General features: G+C 63.6%; 15 protein-coding genes. 13 read left to right on the top strand and 2 right to left on the bottom strand.

Annotated features, from left to right (window positions below; genetic code table 11):
• Positions 1-24: 24 nt before the first annotated feature.
• Positions 25-294, bottom strand: a complete 270-nt coding sequence (locus tag IHQ72_RS26660) for a hypothetical protein (RefSeq protein WP_258118307.1) — start codon at positions 292-294, stop codon at positions 25-27.
• Positions 295-439: 145 nt separating this feature from the next.
• On the opposite strand from IHQ72_RS26660, the gene IHQ72_RS26655 reads away from it, so the two are divergent.
• From IHQ72_RS26655 to IHQ72_RS26595, 13 genes are all read left to right on the top strand, one after another.
• The gene (locus IHQ72_RS26655; protein WP_258118306.1) at positions 440-850 is read left to right on the top strand and encodes a DUF3168 domain-containing protein; all 411 of its coding nucleotides are present in this window, start codon (positions 440-442) and stop codon (positions 848-850) included.
• 175 nt (positions 851-1,025) lie between these two features.
• Positions 1,026-1,325 (top strand): hypothetical protein, encoded by a 300-nt coding sequence (locus IHQ72_RS26650; protein ID WP_095519679.1) that lies wholly within the window; start codon positions 1,026-1,028, stop codon positions 1,323-1,325.
• A gap of 104 nt (positions 1,326-1,429) precedes the next feature.
• Positions 1,430-2,095, top strand: coding sequence for a response regulator transcription factor (locus IHQ72_RS26645; RefSeq protein ID WP_027143933.1), 666 nt, complete (start codon positions 1,430-1,432; stop codon positions 2,093-2,095).
• Positions 2,079-3,530: an ATP-binding protein gene (locus IHQ72_RS26640; protein ID WP_309508693.1), complete on the top strand. Its 1,452-nt coding sequence runs from the start codon at positions 2,079-2,081 to the stop codon at positions 3,528-3,530. Before IHQ72_RS26645 ends, IHQ72_RS26640 begins: the two co-directional genes overlap by 17 nt.
• A 176-nt stretch (positions 3,531-3,706) precedes the next feature.
• Entirely contained in the window at positions 3,707-4,147 is a 441-nt protein-coding gene (locus IHQ72_RS26635; protein WP_258118304.1) for an RT0821/Lpp0805 family surface protein, read from the top strand.
• A 116-nt stretch (positions 4,148-4,263) separates the two neighbouring features.
• On the top strand, positions 4,264-5,397 hold the full coding sequence (ccmI, locus tag IHQ72_RS26630) for a c-type cytochrome biogenesis protein CcmI (protein ID WP_258118303.1): 1,134 nt from the start codon (positions 4,264-4,266) through the stop codon (positions 5,395-5,397).
• 3 nt (positions 5,398-5,400) lie between these two features.
• Complete coding sequence (gene ccmE / locus IHQ72_RS26625) at positions 5,401-5,844, top strand: cytochrome c maturation protein CcmE (protein ID WP_258118302.1); 444 nt, start codon at positions 5,401-5,403, stop codon at positions 5,842-5,844.
• Between the two features lie 77 nt (positions 5,845-5,921).
• On the top strand, positions 5,922-7,913 hold the full coding sequence (locus tag IHQ72_RS26620) for a heme lyase CcmF/NrfE family subunit (protein WP_258118300.1): 1,992 nt from the start codon (positions 5,922-5,924) through the stop codon (positions 7,911-7,913).
• Positions 7,910-8,377: a cytochrome c-type biogenesis protein gene (locus IHQ72_RS26615; protein ID WP_258118299.1), complete on the top strand. Its 468-nt coding sequence runs from the start codon at positions 7,910-7,912 to the stop codon at positions 8,375-8,377. Before IHQ72_RS26620 ends, IHQ72_RS26615 begins: the two co-directional genes overlap by 4 nt.
• 130 nt (positions 8,378-8,507) lie before the next feature.
• Positions 8,508-10,043 carry a Do family serine endopeptidase gene (locus tag IHQ72_RS26610; RefSeq protein WP_258118298.1) on the top strand — a complete coding sequence of 512 codons (1,536 nt, stop codon included), beginning with the start codon at positions 8,508-8,510 and terminating at the stop codon, positions 10,041-10,043.
• 410 nt (positions 10,044-10,453) lie between these two features.
• Positions 10,454-11,128, top strand: coding sequence for a response regulator transcription factor (locus tag IHQ72_RS26605; RefSeq protein ID WP_123149880.1), 675 nt, complete (start codon positions 10,454-10,456; stop codon positions 11,126-11,128).
• A gap of 1 nt (position 11,129) precedes the next feature.
• On the top strand, positions 11,130-12,599 hold the full coding sequence (locus tag IHQ72_RS26600; protein WP_258118297.1) for a sensor histidine kinase: 1,470 nt from the start codon (positions 11,130-11,132) through the stop codon (positions 12,597-12,599).
• A complete protein-coding gene (locus IHQ72_RS26595; RefSeq protein WP_258118296.1) occupies positions 12,599-15,559 on the top strand; it encodes a bifunctional [glutamine synthetase] adenylyltransferase/[glutamine synthetase]-adenylyl-L-tyrosine phosphorylase in 2,961 nt (986 codons plus the stop codon). The genes IHQ72_RS26600 and IHQ72_RS26595 overlap by 1 nt, the downstream gene beginning before the upstream one ends.
• A gap of 93 nt (positions 15,560-15,652) precedes the next feature.
• Here the strand turns inward: IHQ72_RS26595 and IHQ72_RS26590 are convergent, their stop codons facing one another.
• The gene (locus tag IHQ72_RS26590; RefSeq protein WP_258118295.1) at positions 15,653-17,980 is read right to left on the bottom strand and encodes a PAS domain-containing sensor histidine kinase; all 2,328 of its coding nucleotides are present in this window, start codon (positions 17,978-17,980) and stop codon (positions 15,653-15,655) included.
• Positions 17,981-18,081: the final 101 nt, after the last annotated feature.

Below are 18,081 nucleotides of genomic sequence, written 5' to 3'. Positions count from 1 at the left end.
CCCGATCGATGAAACGTCGATTGGTCAGGCCTGCGTGATGTAGAACACTGCCGCCAGGACAAGGACCGTCCACACGACCACGGACAGCTTCAGGGCCAAGCCTCCGTGTGAAGACAGAACCTCCCGCATGCGGGGCACACTGTTCTTAATGCTCTTCGACATGGTCGGTGCCGCCGCAATGACGACTGGCGACTTGATCCCAAGCTTTCCGAAAACAGGCAGCAGCGATGGCTCGCGCACGAAAACAACCTCGAATGTCTGGAGAAACAAACACTCCATAGCACCGTTTTTCAAACGCCTTGCATGCCAAATGAAAGGTGTGGGTTAGCCACTCGAGATCCCTTGATCTGGCGCAGCAACTTCAACGCGGCTACGCTGCAAGCAGGAGTCGCTGACGGCACAAAGGCCTGTTCAGCCGTGACGGGCGAGGGAGAAGACGATGACCGCGCCGGCCGCCGCGCTGCAGAAGGCCTTGTTCGAAGCGCTGAACGGTGATGGTTCCCTGTCAGCTGCATTGGGCGGCGCAAAACTGTTCGATCATGCCCCGGAAAATGTCCCATTTCCCTATGTCACCTACGGCCGGACCAGCGTCTACGACTGGACAACCGGCATGGAGAACGAAGCCGAGCAGCTTTTCACGCTGCATTTCTGGTCGAAGTCCGAGGCCAGGAAAGAAATGCTCGATTTGATGGACATGGTCAGCGCGCGGCTTCAGGATACGGCGCTCGCGCTCGACGAGCATCACCGCGTCAATCTCAGGCTCGAATTCACTGAGGACCGTTATGATGAGGATCTTTCAGCCTATCACGGGCTGCTGCGCTTTCTCGCCGTGACGGAAGAAAACGCCTGACGCGCTTTCAATCTGGCTGCAACAGAGTCTAGACTGGCGCTTGGATGAGTTTGCCGGATTGGGGCGGCGAATCATAGGGTCGGTTGTCTCGCGTTTCAGGGGGGTGAGATAGGCATGTTTTGCAGGCGTTCACTGTTCATTTCACGTTCAGCACCGATGCGTTAGGACGCTGATCATGAAAACGCTTCGCTCCCATTTCCGAACCGCGACACTGGCGCTCTGCGCTGCCGGTCTGTTTGCGTCGCAGGCGACGGCACTGCCGGTCGTCGTGCCCGAGCAGAACCGGCCGATCGTCCTGGCTGCCTCCGACTGCTACGCGATCGGTCAGCAGGTTGCCGAGCAGAATGGCGGCACGCTGGCTAAGGCGTCGCAGTCGACGCGCGGTGGCCAGCCGGTCTGCGTCATCGTCGTGCTGGTCCCGGGCAAGGATGGGCAGCGCCCGCGCCGCACCGAGATCGTGGTTCCGCTGAACTGATCCCTGCCGTTTCCCAGGCGCTGGAATCGGCCTATATCTGACGCCCAGCTTCTCAACAGGGCAGCTCTTCAACAGGCCAGATCTTCAACAGGTATGATCCCCGCATGCGCGTACTCGTTGTCGAAGATGACAAGGATCTCAACCGGCAGATATCGGACGCGCTGGTCGATGCCGGCTATGTCGTCGACCGGGCTTTCGACGGTGAAGAAGGGCATTTCCTCGGCGACACCGAACCCTATGATGCCGTGGTGCTCGACATTGGCTTGCCGCAGATGGACGGCATCAGCGTGGTCGAGCGCTGGCGGCGCGGCGGCCGCAAGATGCCGGTCCTGATTCTGACGGCGCGCGATCGCTGGAGCGACAAGGTATCCGGCATCGACGCCGGCGCCGACGATTATGTCACCAAGCCGTTCCACATCGAAGAGGTGCTGGCCAGGGTCCGGGCGCTCATCCGGCGCGCGGCCGGCCATGCGTCGTCCGAACTGACCTGCGGGCCGCTGCGGCTCGACACCAAGGCCTCCAAGGCCGATGTCGCCGGCGTGCCGCTCAAGTTGACGTCGCACGAATTTCGCCTGCTTGCCTATTTGATGCACCATATGGGCGAGGTCGTGTCCCGGACCGAGCTGGTCGAGCATCTCTACGATCAGGATTTCGACCGCGATTCCAACACAATCGAGGTCTTTGTCGGGCGGCTTCGCAAGAAGATGGGCATCGACATGATAGAAACCGTTCGCGGCATGGGCTATCGAATGCGTGAGCCGGAGGCGTAAGGCGGAACCGCTCAAACAGACTGCAAGAACGCCGCTTTCACTGCGGTTCTGGCCGCGTTCGCTGGCGTTCCGGGTGATCGCCTTTTCCACGGTCTGGGCGATACTCACCCTGATTGTCATCTTCACGCTGATCACGACCCTTTATCGCCAGGCGAGCGAGCGGGGTTTCGACAGCTTATTGTCGGCGCATCTGTTCAACCTGATCGGCTCGGTCGGCGTGTCCGAAGGCGGTTCGCTGACCGGCGCTCCCGACCTTGGCGACCTCCGGTTCTCGGAGCCGAATTCCGGCTGGTACTGGTCGGTGGAGCCTGCGTCGGAAGGCGTGCGCGGTGATCTGCACTCTTCCTCGATGACCAAGACGATCCTGTCGCCAAGCGTCGCCGAGGTTCCTTTCAATGCCAGCTTCCAGCGCAGCTATGCGACAGAAGGCATCGATGGCGAGGAACTGGAAGTGTTCGAGAGCGAATTCGTTCTCGACGCGAAAAATCGCGCAGCGCGCTTCCGTGTCATGGGCAACAAGACCGAGCTCGAGCAGGAGATAGGCGCCTTCCAGCGTCGCCTGCTGACCTATCTTTCCCTGTTCGGCGTCGGCATGATCGCCATCAACGCCATCGCGATCCTGTTGGGCCTGCAGCCATTGCGCCGGGTCAGGAACGCTCTCGCCATGGTGCGCGAAGGAACCGCGCAAAGGCTCGACGGTCGCTTCCCGGCCGAGATCGAGCCGCTCGCCAACGAGACCAACGCGCTGATCGAAAACAACAAGCGTATCGTCGAGCGCTCGCGGACGCAGGTCGGCAACCTTGCCCATTCGCTGAAGACGCCGCTGGCGGTGCTGATCAATGAGGGGCGGGCGCTCGGCGGCGCCAAGGGCCAGCTCATAGCCGAGCAGGCCGCCTCTATGCAGAAGCAGGTTGACCATTATCTGCAGCGCGCCCGGGTTGCGGCGCAACGCGACAGCGTCGTCTACCGCACGCCGGTGGCGCCGCTGGTCCAGCGCATGGTGCGCGTGCTACAAAAACTCAACCCGCAGACCGCTCTCTCGCTTTCGCTGCCGGCAGTCGATATCGTCTTTGCCGGCGAACGCGAGGATTTGGAAGAATTGCTTGGCAATCTGCTCGACAACGCCATGAAATGGGCAAAGAGCGCGGTCTCCGTGTCGGTGGCGCCAATCTCCGGCAAGAGGAGTGGCGTCGGCAAGGAGAGTGCTGTCAATCTGTTCGAGATCAGCATCGAAGATGACGGCCCGGGCATTCCCGAAGACAAGGCGCGCGAGGCGCTGAAGCGCGGACGGCGGCTCGACGAGACAAAGCCGGGGACCGGGCTTGGACTTGCCATTGTCGCCGACCTGGTCAACGAGTATGGAGGCGTTCTGGCTCTGGAACGGTCGAGCATGGGCGGGTTGAAGGCGGTGGTTCGATTGCGGAGCCTTCACTAGACTTATGCTTTTGCTGGGCCAGTCGACATTGATCGACGGTGCGTGATATTGCGGCATGTCGACTGGTCCCGGAGCCGTCGGCCGCGGCCAAATTTCCGACAAACATCGACACTATGGCCACGCCGACTTCCCCGATGGCGCGGCCCAGCTCTAACTCAAGAAAACCGGTTGTTGGCATGAAGATTCGCGTCGCGCTCGTTTCCGCACTGCTGGCCGTTTCCGGCTGCACGACGCTGGGCAAGAGCTCTGGCCCCACGGTGGCGCCGCAGCCGGCCGCCACGCCGCCAAGTGACGGCAAGATCGCGACGACGATCATTTCCGCCATGGGGGGCGGCCTCGTCAGCGGATCCATCGGTACCGGCTTGAGCGATCCGGAAAAGCGCAAGGCGCTGGAAGCGGAATACAGGGCGCTCGAGTACACGGCGAGCGGCCAGAAGGTGACATGGAAGAGCGATCGGTCGGCGCATTACGGCGAAGTCGTGCCCGCCCAGCCCTATCGTGTCGGCTCGCAGGACTGCCGGCAATACACCCATACGGTCTTTACCGGCGCTGCCGGCGCCACCGCGCGCGGAACCGCTTGCCGCAACGCCGATGGCAGCTGGACGCCGCTGACATAACGACCGGCCGGATAGGTCCGGTTGACATCAATCAAGGACATGCGACGCACCTGCCGTCAAAGCGTCGCAGGACGCCTGTGTTGGCAGGGCAGGGCTCTGCCGTTATTGGAAGAAGCATGCTGTTCTGGGTCATAGCTGCCATTCTCACGCTGGGTGCAAGCCTGGCGGTTCTGCTGCCGCTGGCCGGCGGCCCGAAGGGTGGTTCAGCGAGCAGCGATCATGACCTTGAAGTCTATCGCGACCAGTTGTCCGAGCTTGACCGGGACGTGGCGCGTGGCCTGATCCCGCCGGCGGAGGCCGAAGAGGCGCGTGCGGAGATCGCCCGCCGCATCCTTCGCCTGGACAATGCCGCCGACAAAGCAGCGGCGCGGCAGCCGTCGATGGCGACCAGGCTGGTTGCGACGGCCGCGGTCCTGGCGGTTCCGCTGGTCAGTTGGGGCTTGTACAGCCAGCTCGGCTCGCCCGAGCTGCCGTCGCAGCCGCTCAGCGAGCGACTGGCCAAGAATCCCGCCGACAGTTCGGTGGACGAACTGGTGGCACGCGCCGAGGCCCACCTTGCCGCCAATCCGTCCGACGGCAGGGGTTGGGATGTTCTGGCGCCGGTCTATCTGCGCATGCAGCGGTTTTCCGACGCGGTGACGGCGTACCGCAACGCCATTCGCCTCGACGGCGACAGCGCTGCCCGCCAGGCCGGCCTCGGCGAGGCGATCGCCAGCGCAGCGGGCGGCATTGTCTCGGCCGACGCTCAGGCCGCCTTCGAGGCGGCGCTGAAGCTCGATCCGGCAAATCCCAAGGCCAGCTTTTATCTGGCGATGGGCATGGCGCAGGAAGGCCGCATTGAGGAGGCGACAGCTGGCTGGCAGAAAATGCTCGCGGCCTTGCCGCAGGACTCGCCTTGGCGCAGCGCCGTCGAGCAGGCACTGGCCCAATCCGCCAGGCGGAGCGTGGCTTCGGGAGTGCCTGCAGAAGGCCCGGACGCCGGGGATGTCGATGCCGCCTCGTCGATGTCGCCGCAGGATAGGGAAGCGATGATCAACACCATGGTTGCGGGACTTGATGAAAGACTTCGGCAAAACCCGCGCGATGCGGAAGGATGGATGCAGCTTATTCGTTCCTATGTCGTGCTGGGCAAGGCCGATCAAGCACGCGACGCGCTCAATCGCGGTATCGCCGTTTTTGGCTCCGATAGTGAGGAAGCGAAGAAATTCACCGCCTTTGCCGTCTCGCTTGGCCTGACGGCGACGGAGTAAAACATGACGCGCAAGCAGAAAAGACTGTCGGTGGTCGCCGGAGGGTTGGCCTTTCTCGGTGCCGCCACCGGTCTGACCTTCTACGCGCTCGGCCAGAAGGCCTCCTACTTCTACATGCCCGCCGATCTGACCAACGCCAGCCTGCAGCCCGGGCAGCGTATCAGGCTCGGCGGCCTCGTCGAAAAAGGTACGATCGAGCGCGGTCAGGGGGCCACCGTCGCCTTTTCGGTGACCGACAACCAGAAGCAGGTCAAGGTCACCTACACCGGCATTCTTCCCGACCTTTTCCGCGAGGAGCAGGGCGTCATCACTGAAGGCACGTTTCGCCCGGACGGCGTCTTCGTCGCCGACAGCGTGCTGGCCAAACACGACGAGAACTACATGCCCAAGGAGGTGGCCGAGAGCCTCAAATCCAAGGGCGTGTGGCAGGAGAGCAAGAGTGACTAAGCAGGTTCCGCAAAAGTGTCCCTCGGTTTTGCGGCAAGATCCTGCGGCAAAACAAAAACCTGGCGGGCTTGGCCACAATGGTTGAAACCGGACATTTCGCGCTGGTCCTGGCGTTCGCGCTGTCTTTGGTGCAGACGCTGGTGCCGATGTTCGGCGCGTGCATGAACAACCAGAAGATGATGGCCGTCGGCGGTCCGGTCGCGGTGACCGGCTTTGCCTTGACCGCTCTGTCCTTCGCGGCGCTGGCGATAGCCTATGCAACGTCCGATTTTTCGGTGGCCAACGTCTGGGACAACTCGCATTCGCTGCAGCCGCTGATCTACAAGATCACCGGCACCTGGGGCAATCACGAGGGCTCGATGCTGCTCTGGGTGCTGATCCTGACCTTTTTCGGCGCACTCGTCGCGGCTTTTGGCAGCAATCTTCCCGCGACGCTTCGAGCCAACGTGCTGGCCGTGCAAGGGGCGATCGGCGCCACCTTTTTCCTGTTCATCCTGGCGACGTCGAACCCGTTCGCCAGGCTCAATCCGGCGCCGATCGAGGGCCGCGATCTCAATCCGATCCTGCAGGATCTCGGCCTCGCCATCCATCCGCCGCTGCTCTATCTCGGCTATGTCGGCTTCTCGATCTGCTTTTCCTTCTCGGTCGCCGCCCTCATCGAAGGCCGCATCGACGCGTCCTGGGCGCGCTGGGTGCGGCCATGGACGCTGGTCGCCTGGATGTTCCTGACCGGCGGCATCGCCATGGGGTCCTACTGGGCCTATTACGAGCTTGGCTGGGGTGGTTTCTGGTTCTGGGATCCGGTCGAGAACGCCTCCTTCATGCCATGGCTGGCGGGCACGGCGCTGCTCCATTCGGCGATCGTCATGGAAAAACGCTCGGCCTTGAAGATCTGGACGCTGTTGCTGGCGATCCTGACCTTCTCGCTGTCGCTGCTCGGCACCTTCCTGGTGCGCTCCGGCGTGCTCACCTCCGTCCACACCTTCGCCACCGATCCGACGCGCGGCGTGTTTATTCTCAGCATCCTGACGCTGTTCATCGGCGGATCGTTGGCGCTGTTCGCCTTTCGCGCCTCGAGGTTGACGGCCGGTGGCCTGTTTCATCCGATCTCGCGCGAAGGGGCGCTGGTCCTCAACAATCTGTTCCTGACCACGGCCACCGCCACCGTGCTGATCGGCACGCTTTATCCGCTGGCGGTCGAGGCCGTTTCAGCCGACAAGATTTCGGTCGGCGCACCGTTCTTTAACCTGACATTCGGCCCGCTGATGGTGCCGCTATTGGTCGTGGTCCCGTTCGGGCCGCTGCTGGCCTGGAAACGCGGCGACATTTTCGCCGTCGCCCAGCGCCTGATGGCGGCCTTCGCCGCAGCGCTTCTGGCCGTGCTGGTGACGGCCTTGTTCATCGACGGCGCGTCGGTGTTCGCAGCACTTGGCGTCGGCCTGGCATTCTGGCTGATCTGCGGCGCGCTCACCGATGTTGCCGTCAAGTGCGGCTTTGGCACTGTCGCGCCCGGCGTCATGCTCAGGCGCTTCGCCGGCCTGCCGCGTTCGGTTTTCGGCACCGCGCTCGCCCATCTCGGCCTCGGGCTGACGACGCTGGGCATCGTCGGCACACTTTGCTTCGGCACCGAGAAGATCCTGTCGATGCATGCAGGCGAGACCGTGCAACTGTCCGGCCACATGCTGCGCTTCGAAGGGCTCTATCCAGCCCAGGGGCCTAATTACAGCGAGGATCGTGGCCGCTTCGCCCTGCTCGGCGCTGGTGGAAACACTACCGCCGTAATCACCTCGGCCAAGCGCTCCTATCCGGTCCGGCAGATGACGACGACCGAGTCCGGTATCAAGACGATTGGATTCAGCCAGCTCTACCTCTCGCTTGGCGACGAGGGGCCAGACGGCTCTGTCGTGGTGCGGCTGTGGTGGAAGCCGCTGGTGACGCTGATCTGGGGTGGTGCCCTTATCATGATGACAGGTGCTGCGATGTCGCTCATGGACCGGCGCCTGCGCGTCGGGGCACCGTCCCGCCGCCGCAAGTCGACGGGCGCCGTGCCTTCCGCGAGCCTGCCATGACCGCAAGATTTTCGCTGGCCTCGCTGATCCTGCTGCTGACGCTGTTGTTTGCCGGCGCCGCACTTGCGGTGAAGCCCGACGAGGTTCTGGCCGACCCGGCGCTCGAGGCGCGGGCGCGGACGCTTTCGGAGGAGCTGCGCTGCATGGTTTGCCAGAACCAGTCGATCGACGAATCCGATGCTGACCTTGCCCGCGACCTGCGCGTGCTGGTGCGCCAGCGCCTCGTCGCCGGCGACACCGACCGGCAGGTGATCGACTACATCGTTTCCCGCTACGGCGAGTTCGTGCTGTTGAAGCCGCGCTTCAGCCTGCGCAATGCGTTGCTCTGGGGCACGCCGGTCCTTCTGCTCCTTGCCGGCGGGATTTTCATCGTGCTGACCGCCCGGTCGCGCCGTTCGACGGCAACCAATACGTTGACCGCCGAGGAGCAGGCGAAGCTGGACACTATTTTGCACCGGGACTGAACGCGGCGGCCGCCCGCAAACATTACAAAAGTTTCATGCACCGGAAATGGCGCCGTAATGTGCACCCTTCTATTTCTCTTGCCTTAGGATGCCGACCGAAGCGCATCCCTTGAAAGAGGATACGAGACCCATGAATATTGCCCCCAATTCATATCCCCGCACCCGCAAACGCCTGATGGCTGCCGCCGCTTCAGTGGCCATTGCCGGCGCGATCGGCTTCGGCGCCGTTGCCACCGGGACAGCCCCGGTCCTGGCCGAGGCCGTGCGTGTCGAGGCGCCGCAGGTCCCGAGCTTCGCCGATGTGGTCGAGCGCGTTTCGCCGGCGGTCGTCAGTGTCCGCGTCAAAGCCAAGATAGAATCGACCGCCGACGACGGCTCCGACCTGCCCGACGGCTTCGGCAATCTTCCCGACGATCCGCAATTGCGCCGCTTCTTCAGGGAGTTCCGTGGCTTCGGCGATCAGGATGGCCAGGATGGAATGCGGCGTTTCGGGCGCCGTGACCACAACCGCCAGCCGCGGCCGGTCGCCCAGGGGTCCGGTTTCTTCATCTCCGAGGATGGCTACCTCGTCACCAACAACCATGTCGTCGGAGACGGCTCGTCCTTCACGGTGGTGATGCATGACGGCAAGGAACTCGACGCCAAGTTGGTTGGCACAGATCCGCGCACCGATCTCGCCGTGCTCAAGGTCGAAGGCGACGGCAAGTTCACCTATGTCGACTTCGCCGATGATTCCAAGGTTCGCGTCGGCGACTGGGTCGTGGCCGTCGGCAATCCGTTCGGCCTCGGCGGCACGGTCACCGCCGGCATCGTCTCGGCCCGTGGCCGCGATATCGGCGCCGGCCCCTATGACGACTTCATCCAGATCGACGCCTCGGTGAACCGCGGCAATTCGGGCGGCCCGACCTTCAACCTCAACGGCCAGGTCGTCGGCATCAACACCGCAATCTTCTCGCCGTCCGGCGGCAGCGTCGGCATTGCCTTCGACATTCCTGCCTCGACGGCAAAGGCGGTCGTGCAGGATCTGATGAAGAACGGCTCCGTCCAGCGCGGCTGGCTTGGCGTCGAGATCCAGCCGGTCACTTCCGAAATTGCCGAATCGCTCGGGCTGAAATCCGATAAGGGTGCGCTCGTTTCCAGCGCCCAGGACGATGGTCCCGGCAAGAAGGCCGGCATATCAGCCGGTGACGTCATCACTCAGGTGGACGGCAAGGACGTTGCTTCGCCGAGGGAACTCGCCCGTCTGATCGGCGCCTACCAGCCCGGCAAGCCGGTCGACGTCACGGTGTGGCGTGACGGCAAGAGTGAGACCGTCAAAGTCGATCTCGGCAAACTGCCCTCGAGCGACAAGCAGGCCTCGGTCGAGCAGCAGCCTTCCGCTCCGCCAACGGCCGACACGCTGGCCGATCTCGGTCTCACCGTCACCAGGTCCGACGATGGCAAGGGGCTTGTGGTGACCGATGTCGATCCCGACAGCGATGCCGCCGATCGCGGCATCCAGCCCGGCGACATCATCACCTCAGTCAATTCGACGGAGGTCAATGGCGCCGACGACGTCGCCAAGGCCATGGCCGACGCCATGAAGTCCGGCCGCAAGTCGGTGCTGATGCAGATCAGCCGCGACGACAGCAACCGCTTCGTCGCGCTGCCTGTCGCCAAGGGCTGACGTTCCAGACTTTTCCGGTGCGGCGGTTTCAAACACCCCGAGCCGTCGCATGGGGAAAGCACGGGGCTTGAATACGTTAGTCAGTCATCGTGTTCCGCCCCAGCGGCAGCGGGCTCCCATCGCCCGCTGCCGCTCGAACAGAGCATGACGATATGCTCGAACAACAGAGCATCTCGCCCAAAAGTGTGAAGCGGTTTTGGGATGACGATATGCTCAGACAACGAAGCATCTCGCCCAAAAGCCTGCCTCGGGCTTGATCCGAGGGTGCCGATGGCTCTGGGGCAACGACATTTCAAAACAAAGACTTACTGCGTATCCTTGAATCAATTTGTTCGCGATACACCCTGGTGAAGGCCACGATGCATATGCCGGCCACTCAATCTTCCAGCGAAATCGCGTATAACGGTCCCATGAAGATTCTCGTCATAGAAGACGATCGCGAGGCGGCCGATTACCTCCAGAAAGCCTTTACCGAGGCCGGCCACACCGCCCATGTCGCCGGCGACGGCGAAACCGGCTTCGCGCTCGCTGACTCCGGCGACTATGACGTGATGGTCGTCGACCGCATGTTGCCGCGCCGCGACGGCCTGTCGGTCATCGCCGGTCTGAGATCCAGAGGCAATACAACGCCGGTGCTGATCCTGTCGGCGCTCGGCGAAGTCGACGACCGGGTCACCGGCTTGCGCGCCGGCGGCGACGACTATCTGACCAAGCCCTATGCCTTTTCCGAGCTTCTGGCCCGGGTCGAGGTGCTGAACCGCCGCGCCAGCGCCAAGGAAGCCGAAACCGTCTACCGGGTCGGCGATCTCGAACTCGACAGGCTCTCTCATTCGGTGCGGCGCGCGGCGCGCGAGATCACGCTGCAGCCGCGCGAGTTCCGCCTGCTTGAATATCTGATGCGCCATGCAGGCCAGGTGGTGACGCGCACCATGCTGCTGGAAAATGTCTGGGACTACCATTTCGATCCGCAGACCAACGTCATCGACGTTCACGTCTCGCGGCTGCGCGGCAAGATCGAGAAGGGCTTCGACAAGCCGATCCTGCACACGGTTCGTGGCGCCGGCTATATGCTCAAGAGCGGGTAGCATGGCTCTCTCCATGCCGGCCATCATGAAGACGACGGCAGCGCGGCTTTCGGCGCTCTATCTCCTGCTGTTCGCCATCTGTGCGGTGCTGCTCGTCTTCTACATGACCTCGCTGTCGGCACGCATGCTGACCGGCCAGACTCAGGAGACTATCAACGACGAAGTGCTCGGCCTCGCCCGGGCCTACCAGCGCGGCGGCTTGCCGCTACTGGTCCGCGTGGTGGAGCAGCGCTCCCGCCAGCCCGGCGCCAATCTCTATTTGATCGCCGACACCAACGGCCAGATCCTAACCGGAAACGTGCAGAGCCTGGAGCCCGGCGTTCTCGAGGCCGAGGGCTGGACGACGGAGCCGTTTTCCTACCGACGCTTCGGCGAGGGCGAGCTCGAGCGGCAGCGCAACCCGGTCGCCGACCCGAACGAACCCAGCCAGAGCGAAGTCCAGGTCGAAGGCGAGAAGGGCCACAACGCCATTGCCTTGGTGCTGCGCCTGCCGAACCAGATGATCATGCTCGTCGGCCGCGATCTTGGCGAGCCGGAGCGGTTCCGCGCCGTCATCCGCCGCGCTTTGATGCTGGCGCTCGGGATGATGGCGCTTGGCGGATTCTTGATCTGGTTCTTCGTCGGACGCGCGGCGTTGAAGCGGATCGACTCGGTGTCGGAGGCCAGTCGCCGCATCATGGGCGGCGACCTTTCCGGCCGGCTACCGGTCACCGGCGCCGGCGACGAGTTCGATCGCCTCTCCGAAAATCTCAATTCCATGCTGGCCAGAATCGCCACGCTGAACGAAGGGCTGAAGCAGGTCTCCGACAACATCGCCCACGATCTGAAGACGCCGCTGACCCGGCTGCGCAACCGCGCCGAAGCGACGCTCTCCGGCAAGCACAACCCCACCGACTACCGCCAGGCGCTGGAAGCGACCATCGCCGAGTCCGACCAGCTGATAAAGACCTTCAACGCCATCCTGATGATCTCCAGGCTGGAGACGGGCTATTCCTCAGAAAGCACCAGCCGGGTCGATCTGGCTGCGTCCGTGCGCGATGTCGTCGAGCTCTACGAGCCGGTGGCGGAGGAGGCGGGAGTGACACTCGAGACCTGGGTGCAGGATGGCTTCGCCGTCGAAGGCAATCGCGAGCTAATCGGCCAGGCGCTATCGAACATCGTCGACAACGCGATAAAATATTCGACCGATTCGACCGCCAAGCCGACCGTCCGCGTGGCGCTCGATCGCGTCGGTAGCGAAATCAGGCTTTCCGTCACAGACAACGGCCAGGGCATTCCCGACGATGCCGATCGCGCCAGGGCGACCGAGCGTTTCGTGCGCCTGGAGAAGAGCCGCTCGCAGCCGGGCTCCGGCCTGGGCCTCAGTCTCGCCAAGGCAATCATGACATTCCACAACGGACGGCTTGATCTCCTGCCCGCCGATCCCGGATTGTCCGTCGTCATGAGTTTTCCCGAACGGGAGGATCGCTGATGGCGGTGAGGGCGGCTGCGGAACAGACCAACTGGCTTCTGAAGCCGGCGGCAAAGCTCGTTCCCTTGGATCGGAACCGCGCCAGGCGGGAATTGTCGGAAATCGCTTCCGCTGCGCAGGAAGACGGGCTTCCCCGGCTCGCGAAATTTCTCACCGGCAAGGGCGCCGTCCAGGATTTCCTCGCCGCAGTGTTCGACCTGTCGCCGTTTCTCCGCGACACAGTACGCCGCCGCCCGCAGATCCTGGACGCGCTTTTCGGTGAGACGGTCGTGGCCCGGCTAGCGTCGATCGGCGCCGCCATCGACAAGGCCGCGCGGGCGGAAGCCATCTCTGAAAACAGCCTGATGATGGAGCTGCGGCAATGGAAAGCGAAAGCGCATGTTCTGATCGCGCTGGCCGACCTTGCAGGCGAGGCTGAAACAGCAGTCACAGTACAGCGGCTGAGCGATCTTGCCGACGCCTGCACCCGCGCTGCCGTCGACTTCCTGCTTCGCGACGCGCACGGACAAGGCAAGCTCAAACTGCCGGACCTCGAGGATCCGGCGCGCCGGTCGGGCTGGATCCTGCTCGGCATGGGCAAGCTGGGCGCCCATGAGCTGAACTTCTCCTCCGACATCGACCTCGTCGTTTTCTTCGACCCGCAGGCGTCTGCGGTCGTCGACCCGCTCGATGCGACGGAGCTGTTTTCGCGCCTGACGCGCCGGCTGGTCCGCATTCTCCAGGATCGCACCGAACACGGCTATGTTTTCCGCACCGACCTCAGGCTTCGTCCCGATCCCGGTTCTACGCCGCTGGCGATCCCGGTCGAGGCGGCACTGCGCTACTACGAGGCGCGCGGCCAGAACTGGGAGCGCGCCGCCATGATCAAGGCGCGTCCGGTGGCCGGCGATCTTGATGCCGGTGCTGCGTTCCTGAAGGATCTCCAGCCCTACATCTGGCGCAAATACATGGACTATGCGGCGATCGCCGACGTCCATTCGATCAAGCGCCAGATCCACGCCCACAAGGGTCTTGGTGAGATCGCGGTGAAGGGCCACAACGTCAAGCTCGGCCGCGGCGGCATTCGCGAGATCGAATTTTTCGTCCAGACCCAGCAGCTCATCGCCGGCGGTCGCTTCCCCGAGCTGCGCGGCCGCGAGACCGTGCCGATGCTTGGCCAGCTTGCGGCACGCGGCTGGATCACGGCCGATGCGCGCGACGCGCTCGCCCGGCAATACTGGTTCCTGCGCCGCGTCGAGCATGCCGTCCAGATGGTCGCCGATGAGCAGATCCATGTACTGCCGGAAGATGACGAAGAGCTCGAACGCATTGCCCGCATTCTGGGCTTTGCCGATGCGGCGGCCTTTGCCGAGGCGTTCCGCGCCGCACTCCACCAGGTCGAACGCCACTACGCAGCACTCTTCGAAACTGCGCCCGAGCTTTCGGCGGGCATCGGCAATCTGGTCTTTACCGGCGATGTCGATGACCCCGATACGTTGCAGACCCTGCAGAGATTGGGGTTCCAGCGGGCGAGCGACATCTGCCGCGTCATCCGCGGCTGGCATTTCGGCCGCTATCGCGTCACCCAGTCGGCCGAGGCGCGCGAGCGGTTGACCGAACTGACGCCGGCGCTGCTGCAATCCTTCGGTCAGACGCGCCGGGCGGACGAGGCGTTGATACGCTTCGACGAATTCCTTGCCGGCCTGCCCGCCGGCATCCAGCTCTTCTCGCTGCTCCAGTCCAATCCGGCTCTGCTGAAGCTGCTGGCGACGATCATGGGCGCGGCCCCACGGCTGGCCGCTATCATCACGCGCCGGCCGCACGTGTTCGATGGCCTGTTGGATCCGGCCCTTTTGACCGAGCTGCCGGACCGCGCCTATCTGTCCGGCCGTCTCGGCGCCTTCCTCGATGGCGACAGGGCCTATGAGGACGTGCTCGACCGCTTGCGCATCTTTGCGTCCGAGCAAAAATTCCTGATCGGTGTCAGGCTGCTTGCCGGCTCGATTGATCCGGCCCGCGCCGGCCGTGCCTTTTCCGATCTGGCCGATCTCACCATAGACGCGGCGCTGCGGGCGGTCATCGCCGAGTTCGCGCTGCGTCACGGTCGCATCGCCGGCGGCACCGTTGCGCTGCTCGGCATGGGCAAGCTCGGCAGCCGCGAATTGACGGCCGGCTCAGACGTCGACCTCATCCTCCTCTATGATCACGATGCGGATGCCGAAGAATCCGACGGCGACAAGCCGCTCGCCCCATCCCACTATTACTCCAGGATGACGCAGCGGCTGATATCAGCCGTGTCCGCGCCGACCGCCGAGGGCGTTCTCTACGAGCTCGACCTTCGCTTGCGGCCGTCCGGCAACAAGGGGCCGGTGGCCACCCATGTCGATGCATTCAAGAAGTACCAGCGCAAGGACGCCTGGACATGGGAGCATATGGCGCTGTCCAGGGCCCGCGCGATCGGTGGCGATCAAGCGCTGTGCACCGAGGTCGAGGCCGAGGTGGCGGCGGTGCTTGCCCTGCCGCGCGACAGCGCCAAGGTGATGGCCGAGGCGGCCGAAATGCGCGCGATGATCGAGAAGGAGAAGCCGCCGCGCGATCTCTGGGACATCAAGCTGATCCCGGGCGGTCTCATCGATCTCGAATTCATCGCGCAGGTGGCGGTGATCACGGGAAAGGTCGAAGCCGGCCGCCGGGTCACCGGGACGGCGGAAGTCCTGTCGAGGCTGGTGCCGGATTTCGCCGAGGCCCAAGTCAGGCAGGAGCTTTGCGATGCCTATGCGCTTTATCTGGCGCTGACCCAGATGACGCGGCTCTGCCTCACCGGCGTGTTCGAACGGGACGATGTTCCGCCGGGGCTTTTGGATCTGCTTCTGGCGGTCACCGACCTGCCGGATTTCGGTGTGCTGGAAGCGCACCTCAAGGAGACTTCGCAAAAGGTCAGAAAGGATTTCGACCTTTTGCTTCGTGCGAAACGGTCATGACGTCGCAACATCAAACAGCTGTTTCGAATTGCATCGGGGGCGCTGTCCCTCCGGCGTTCCCGAAAGTTGCAACCGCTTCACGACAACAGAGGGTCAGGCGGCGGCCCTGACCGGCTGCGTCGGCTTCCTGGTCGGAATGCGCACCGACACGATCGTGCCGGTGCCTTCGGTTGAGCGGATTTTCAAAGCGCCGCCCTGAAGCTCGGCCAACGAACGTGAGATGGCAAGGCCAAGGCCGGAACCGGCATGGCTCTTGGAAAACTGGTTCTGCACCTGTTCGAACGGCCGCCCGAGCTTGCTCAGCGCCTCCTTCGGGATGCCGCAGCCATTGTCTTCGATCGTCAGCACCAGAGCGCTGGATGTGTTGCGGGCCCTTACCGCGATGCGGCCGCCCTGGCCGGTGAATTTCACCGCGTTCGACAGGAGGTTGATGATGATCTGCTTGATCGCCCGGCGGTCGGCGAACAGCGTCAGTGAGTCAGGGATGCGTGTTTCGACGGTGATCGACTTTTCCGCTGCCTGCAGCGAGATGACGCGCACCGTTTCCCGCATCAGCGGGCAGAGGTCGATTTCCTCCTGATCCATCGAGAACTGGCCGGCCTCGATCTTCGACATGTCGAGGATGTCGTTGATGACGCCCAGAAGATATTTGCCGCTGCCGTTGATGTCGGTAGCGTATTCCTCGTAGCGCGGCGAACCCAAGGGCCCGAATAGCGCCTGTTCCATCAGCTCCGAGAAGCCGATGATCGCGTTGAGCGGCGTGCGCAATTCATGCGACATGTTGGCCAGGAACTCGGATTTGGCTCGGTTCGCGGCCTCGGCGCGCTCGGTTTCCTTCATGTATTTGTGATTGAGATCGACCAGTTCGCGCGACCGCTCTTCCTCAGCCCGGCGGGCAAGGCTGAGATCGTGGATCGTCGCCATCAGCCGGCGCTCGCTGTCGACCAGCTTCTCCTGGTGCAGCTTGATCTGGGTGATGTCGGAGCCGACCGAGACGGTGCCGCCGTCCCTGGTCCGCAATTCGTTCACCTGCAGCCAGCGGCCATCGGCAAGCTGCCGCTCGAAGGTTACGCCGCCTTGCTGCCCGTTGGTGTTGGCAAGCCGGCGCTCCGAGGCGAAGGCAAGCATGCGATCTTCCAGAACGGCGCGCGAGGCGCCCGGCATCACGTCGCGGTCCGACAGGCCGTTGTCCTGCTGGTATTTGGAATTGCACATGATCAGGCGCTGGGCGGAATCCCAGAGCACGAAGGATTCGTTGATGTTTTCGATGGCCGTTCGCAGGCGAAGATCCGCGGCCTCGGAGCGCAGCGCCAGGTGCCGCTGCTCGGTGACATCAACGGCGATGCCGATCAGCTGGATCTCCGGCGCTTCCGGGTCGATCACCTGCGCTCTTGCGCGCATCCACACCCATTGTCCGTCGGCATGGCGCATCCGGAACACCTGGTCGATGTGATCGATCTCGCGTGCGACGATCCTGTTGGCGAGCTGGAACAGGTCGCCGTCCTCGGGATGGATGATCTCGTCGACCTCGCCGAACGACAGCATTGTGTCGCAGGGCTCATAGCCCAGCATGTCGTACATCGAGCGCGACCAGTACATCTTGCCGCGCACCATGTCCCAGTCCCACAGGCCGCAGCGGCCGCGCACCAGCGCCATATCGATGCGCTGGTGCGCTTCGAGATAAATGCGGTCGGCGGCCTGGGCGCGCGCCGCCTGGCCGAAATAGGCGTAGAGGATGACGATCAGCACGCCGGCTGTCAGCACGAACAGCGTGACGTTGAGCGAAACGGTCTTGCGCCACGTGTCGAAGACCGCTTCCTGCGGAACGAGCGCTGCGGCAGCGCCGTTCCTGCCGTTTGTCAGGCTCACCGCCGCATACCAGTCCTGGCCGCCGATTCTGACCTCCATCACCCCGGCGCGGTCGCCGAACATGAACAGCGGCTGACCGCCCTGGGCGATGGCGTCGAGCGACCGCCCTTCCCAGCCCGTCGATTGCGGTGTCACGGCAACGATCTTGAACGCGCTGTCGGTGACCGCAAGCACATGGCTTCGGCCCATCGCGCCCTGACGGCTGATGCCCTCCAACAGGTCCTGCGTCGCGCCAGGCGTTGAGGCCAAGTTCGCATCGACGCTAATCGAACTGGCCAGTTGGCCCGCCGCGAGCGAAAGGATCGCCTTGGCGTCGCGTTCCACGTCGTCACGTTCGTTCATCAGCGACAGGAACCGCAGCGCCGCGATGACGACCAGGAAAATGATGATGAGGGCCGGTATCGATCGGCGCAACAATGGCTCGGCTGCCAGAAGCCGTCGGTAGGCGGGTTCGGCGATGAGCCGCGCGTTGCCGGCGAGACCATCGCTTCTCGCCTCACGCCGCTCAAAAGCCGTCTTTCCGGGCGCGCCCCACGCGTCCGCCTTCGCCATAAATGGCTCTCCCCGATTTTAAATCTGCTTGACGATCCGGCGACGCCGCACTTCCGAATCTTCAGCTAAAGAATCAAAGGTGATTCGCCTTGTCCAGAGGC

Source organism: Mesorhizobium onobrychidis, from assembly GCF_024707545.1.
GTDB lineage: Bacteria > Pseudomonadota > Alphaproteobacteria > Rhizobiales > Rhizobiaceae > Mesorhizobium > Mesorhizobium onobrychidis.
Note: the sequence above shows the minus strand (reverse complement) of the source record. Positions and strands in the feature narration are given on the sequence as shown.

Coding starts and splice junctions, on each gene's coding strand:
- IHQ72_RS26655 (WP_258118306.1), top strand. CDS start 440: ATGACCGCGCCGGCCGCCGCGCTGCAGAAGGCCTTGTTCGAAGCGCTG.
- IHQ72_RS26650 (WP_095519679.1), top strand. CDS start 1,026: ATGAAAACGCTTCGCTCCCATTTCCGAACCGCGACACTGGCGCTCTGC.
- IHQ72_RS26645 (WP_027143933.1), top strand. CDS start 1,430: ATGCGCGTACTCGTTGTCGAAGATGACAAGGATCTCAACCGGCAGATA.
- IHQ72_RS26635 (WP_258118304.1), top strand. CDS start 3,707: ATGAAGATTCGCGTCGCGCTCGTTTCCGCACTGCTGGCCGTTTCCGGC.
- ccmI (WP_258118303.1), top strand. CDS start 4,264: ATGCTGTTCTGGGTCATAGCTGCCATTCTCACGCTGGGTGCAAGCCTG.
- ccmE (WP_258118302.1), top strand. CDS start 5,401: ATGACGCGCAAGCAGAAAAGACTGTCGGTGGTCGCCGGAGGGTTGGCC.
- IHQ72_RS26620 (WP_258118300.1), top strand. CDS start 5,922: ATGGTTGAAACCGGACATTTCGCGCTGGTCCTGGCGTTCGCGCTGTCT.
- IHQ72_RS26615 (WP_258118299.1), top strand. CDS start 7,910: ATGACCGCAAGATTTTCGCTGGCCTCGCTGATCCTGCTGCTGACGCTG.
- IHQ72_RS26610 (WP_258118298.1), top strand. CDS start 8,508: ATGAATATTGCCCCCAATTCATATCCCCGCACCCGCAAACGCCTGATG.
- IHQ72_RS26605 (WP_123149880.1), top strand. CDS start 10,454: ATGAAGATTCTCGTCATAGAAGACGATCGCGAGGCGGCCGATTACCTC.
- IHQ72_RS26600 (WP_258118297.1), top strand. CDS start 11,130: ATGGCTCTCTCCATGCCGGCCATCATGAAGACGACGGCAGCGCGGCTT.
- IHQ72_RS26595 (WP_258118296.1), top strand. CDS start 12,599: ATGGCGGTGAGGGCGGCTGCGGAACAGACCAACTGGCTTCTGAAGCCG.
- IHQ72_RS26590 (WP_258118295.1), bottom strand. CDS start 17,980: ATGGCGAAGGCGGACGCGTGGGGCGCGCCCGGAAAGACGGCTTTTGAG.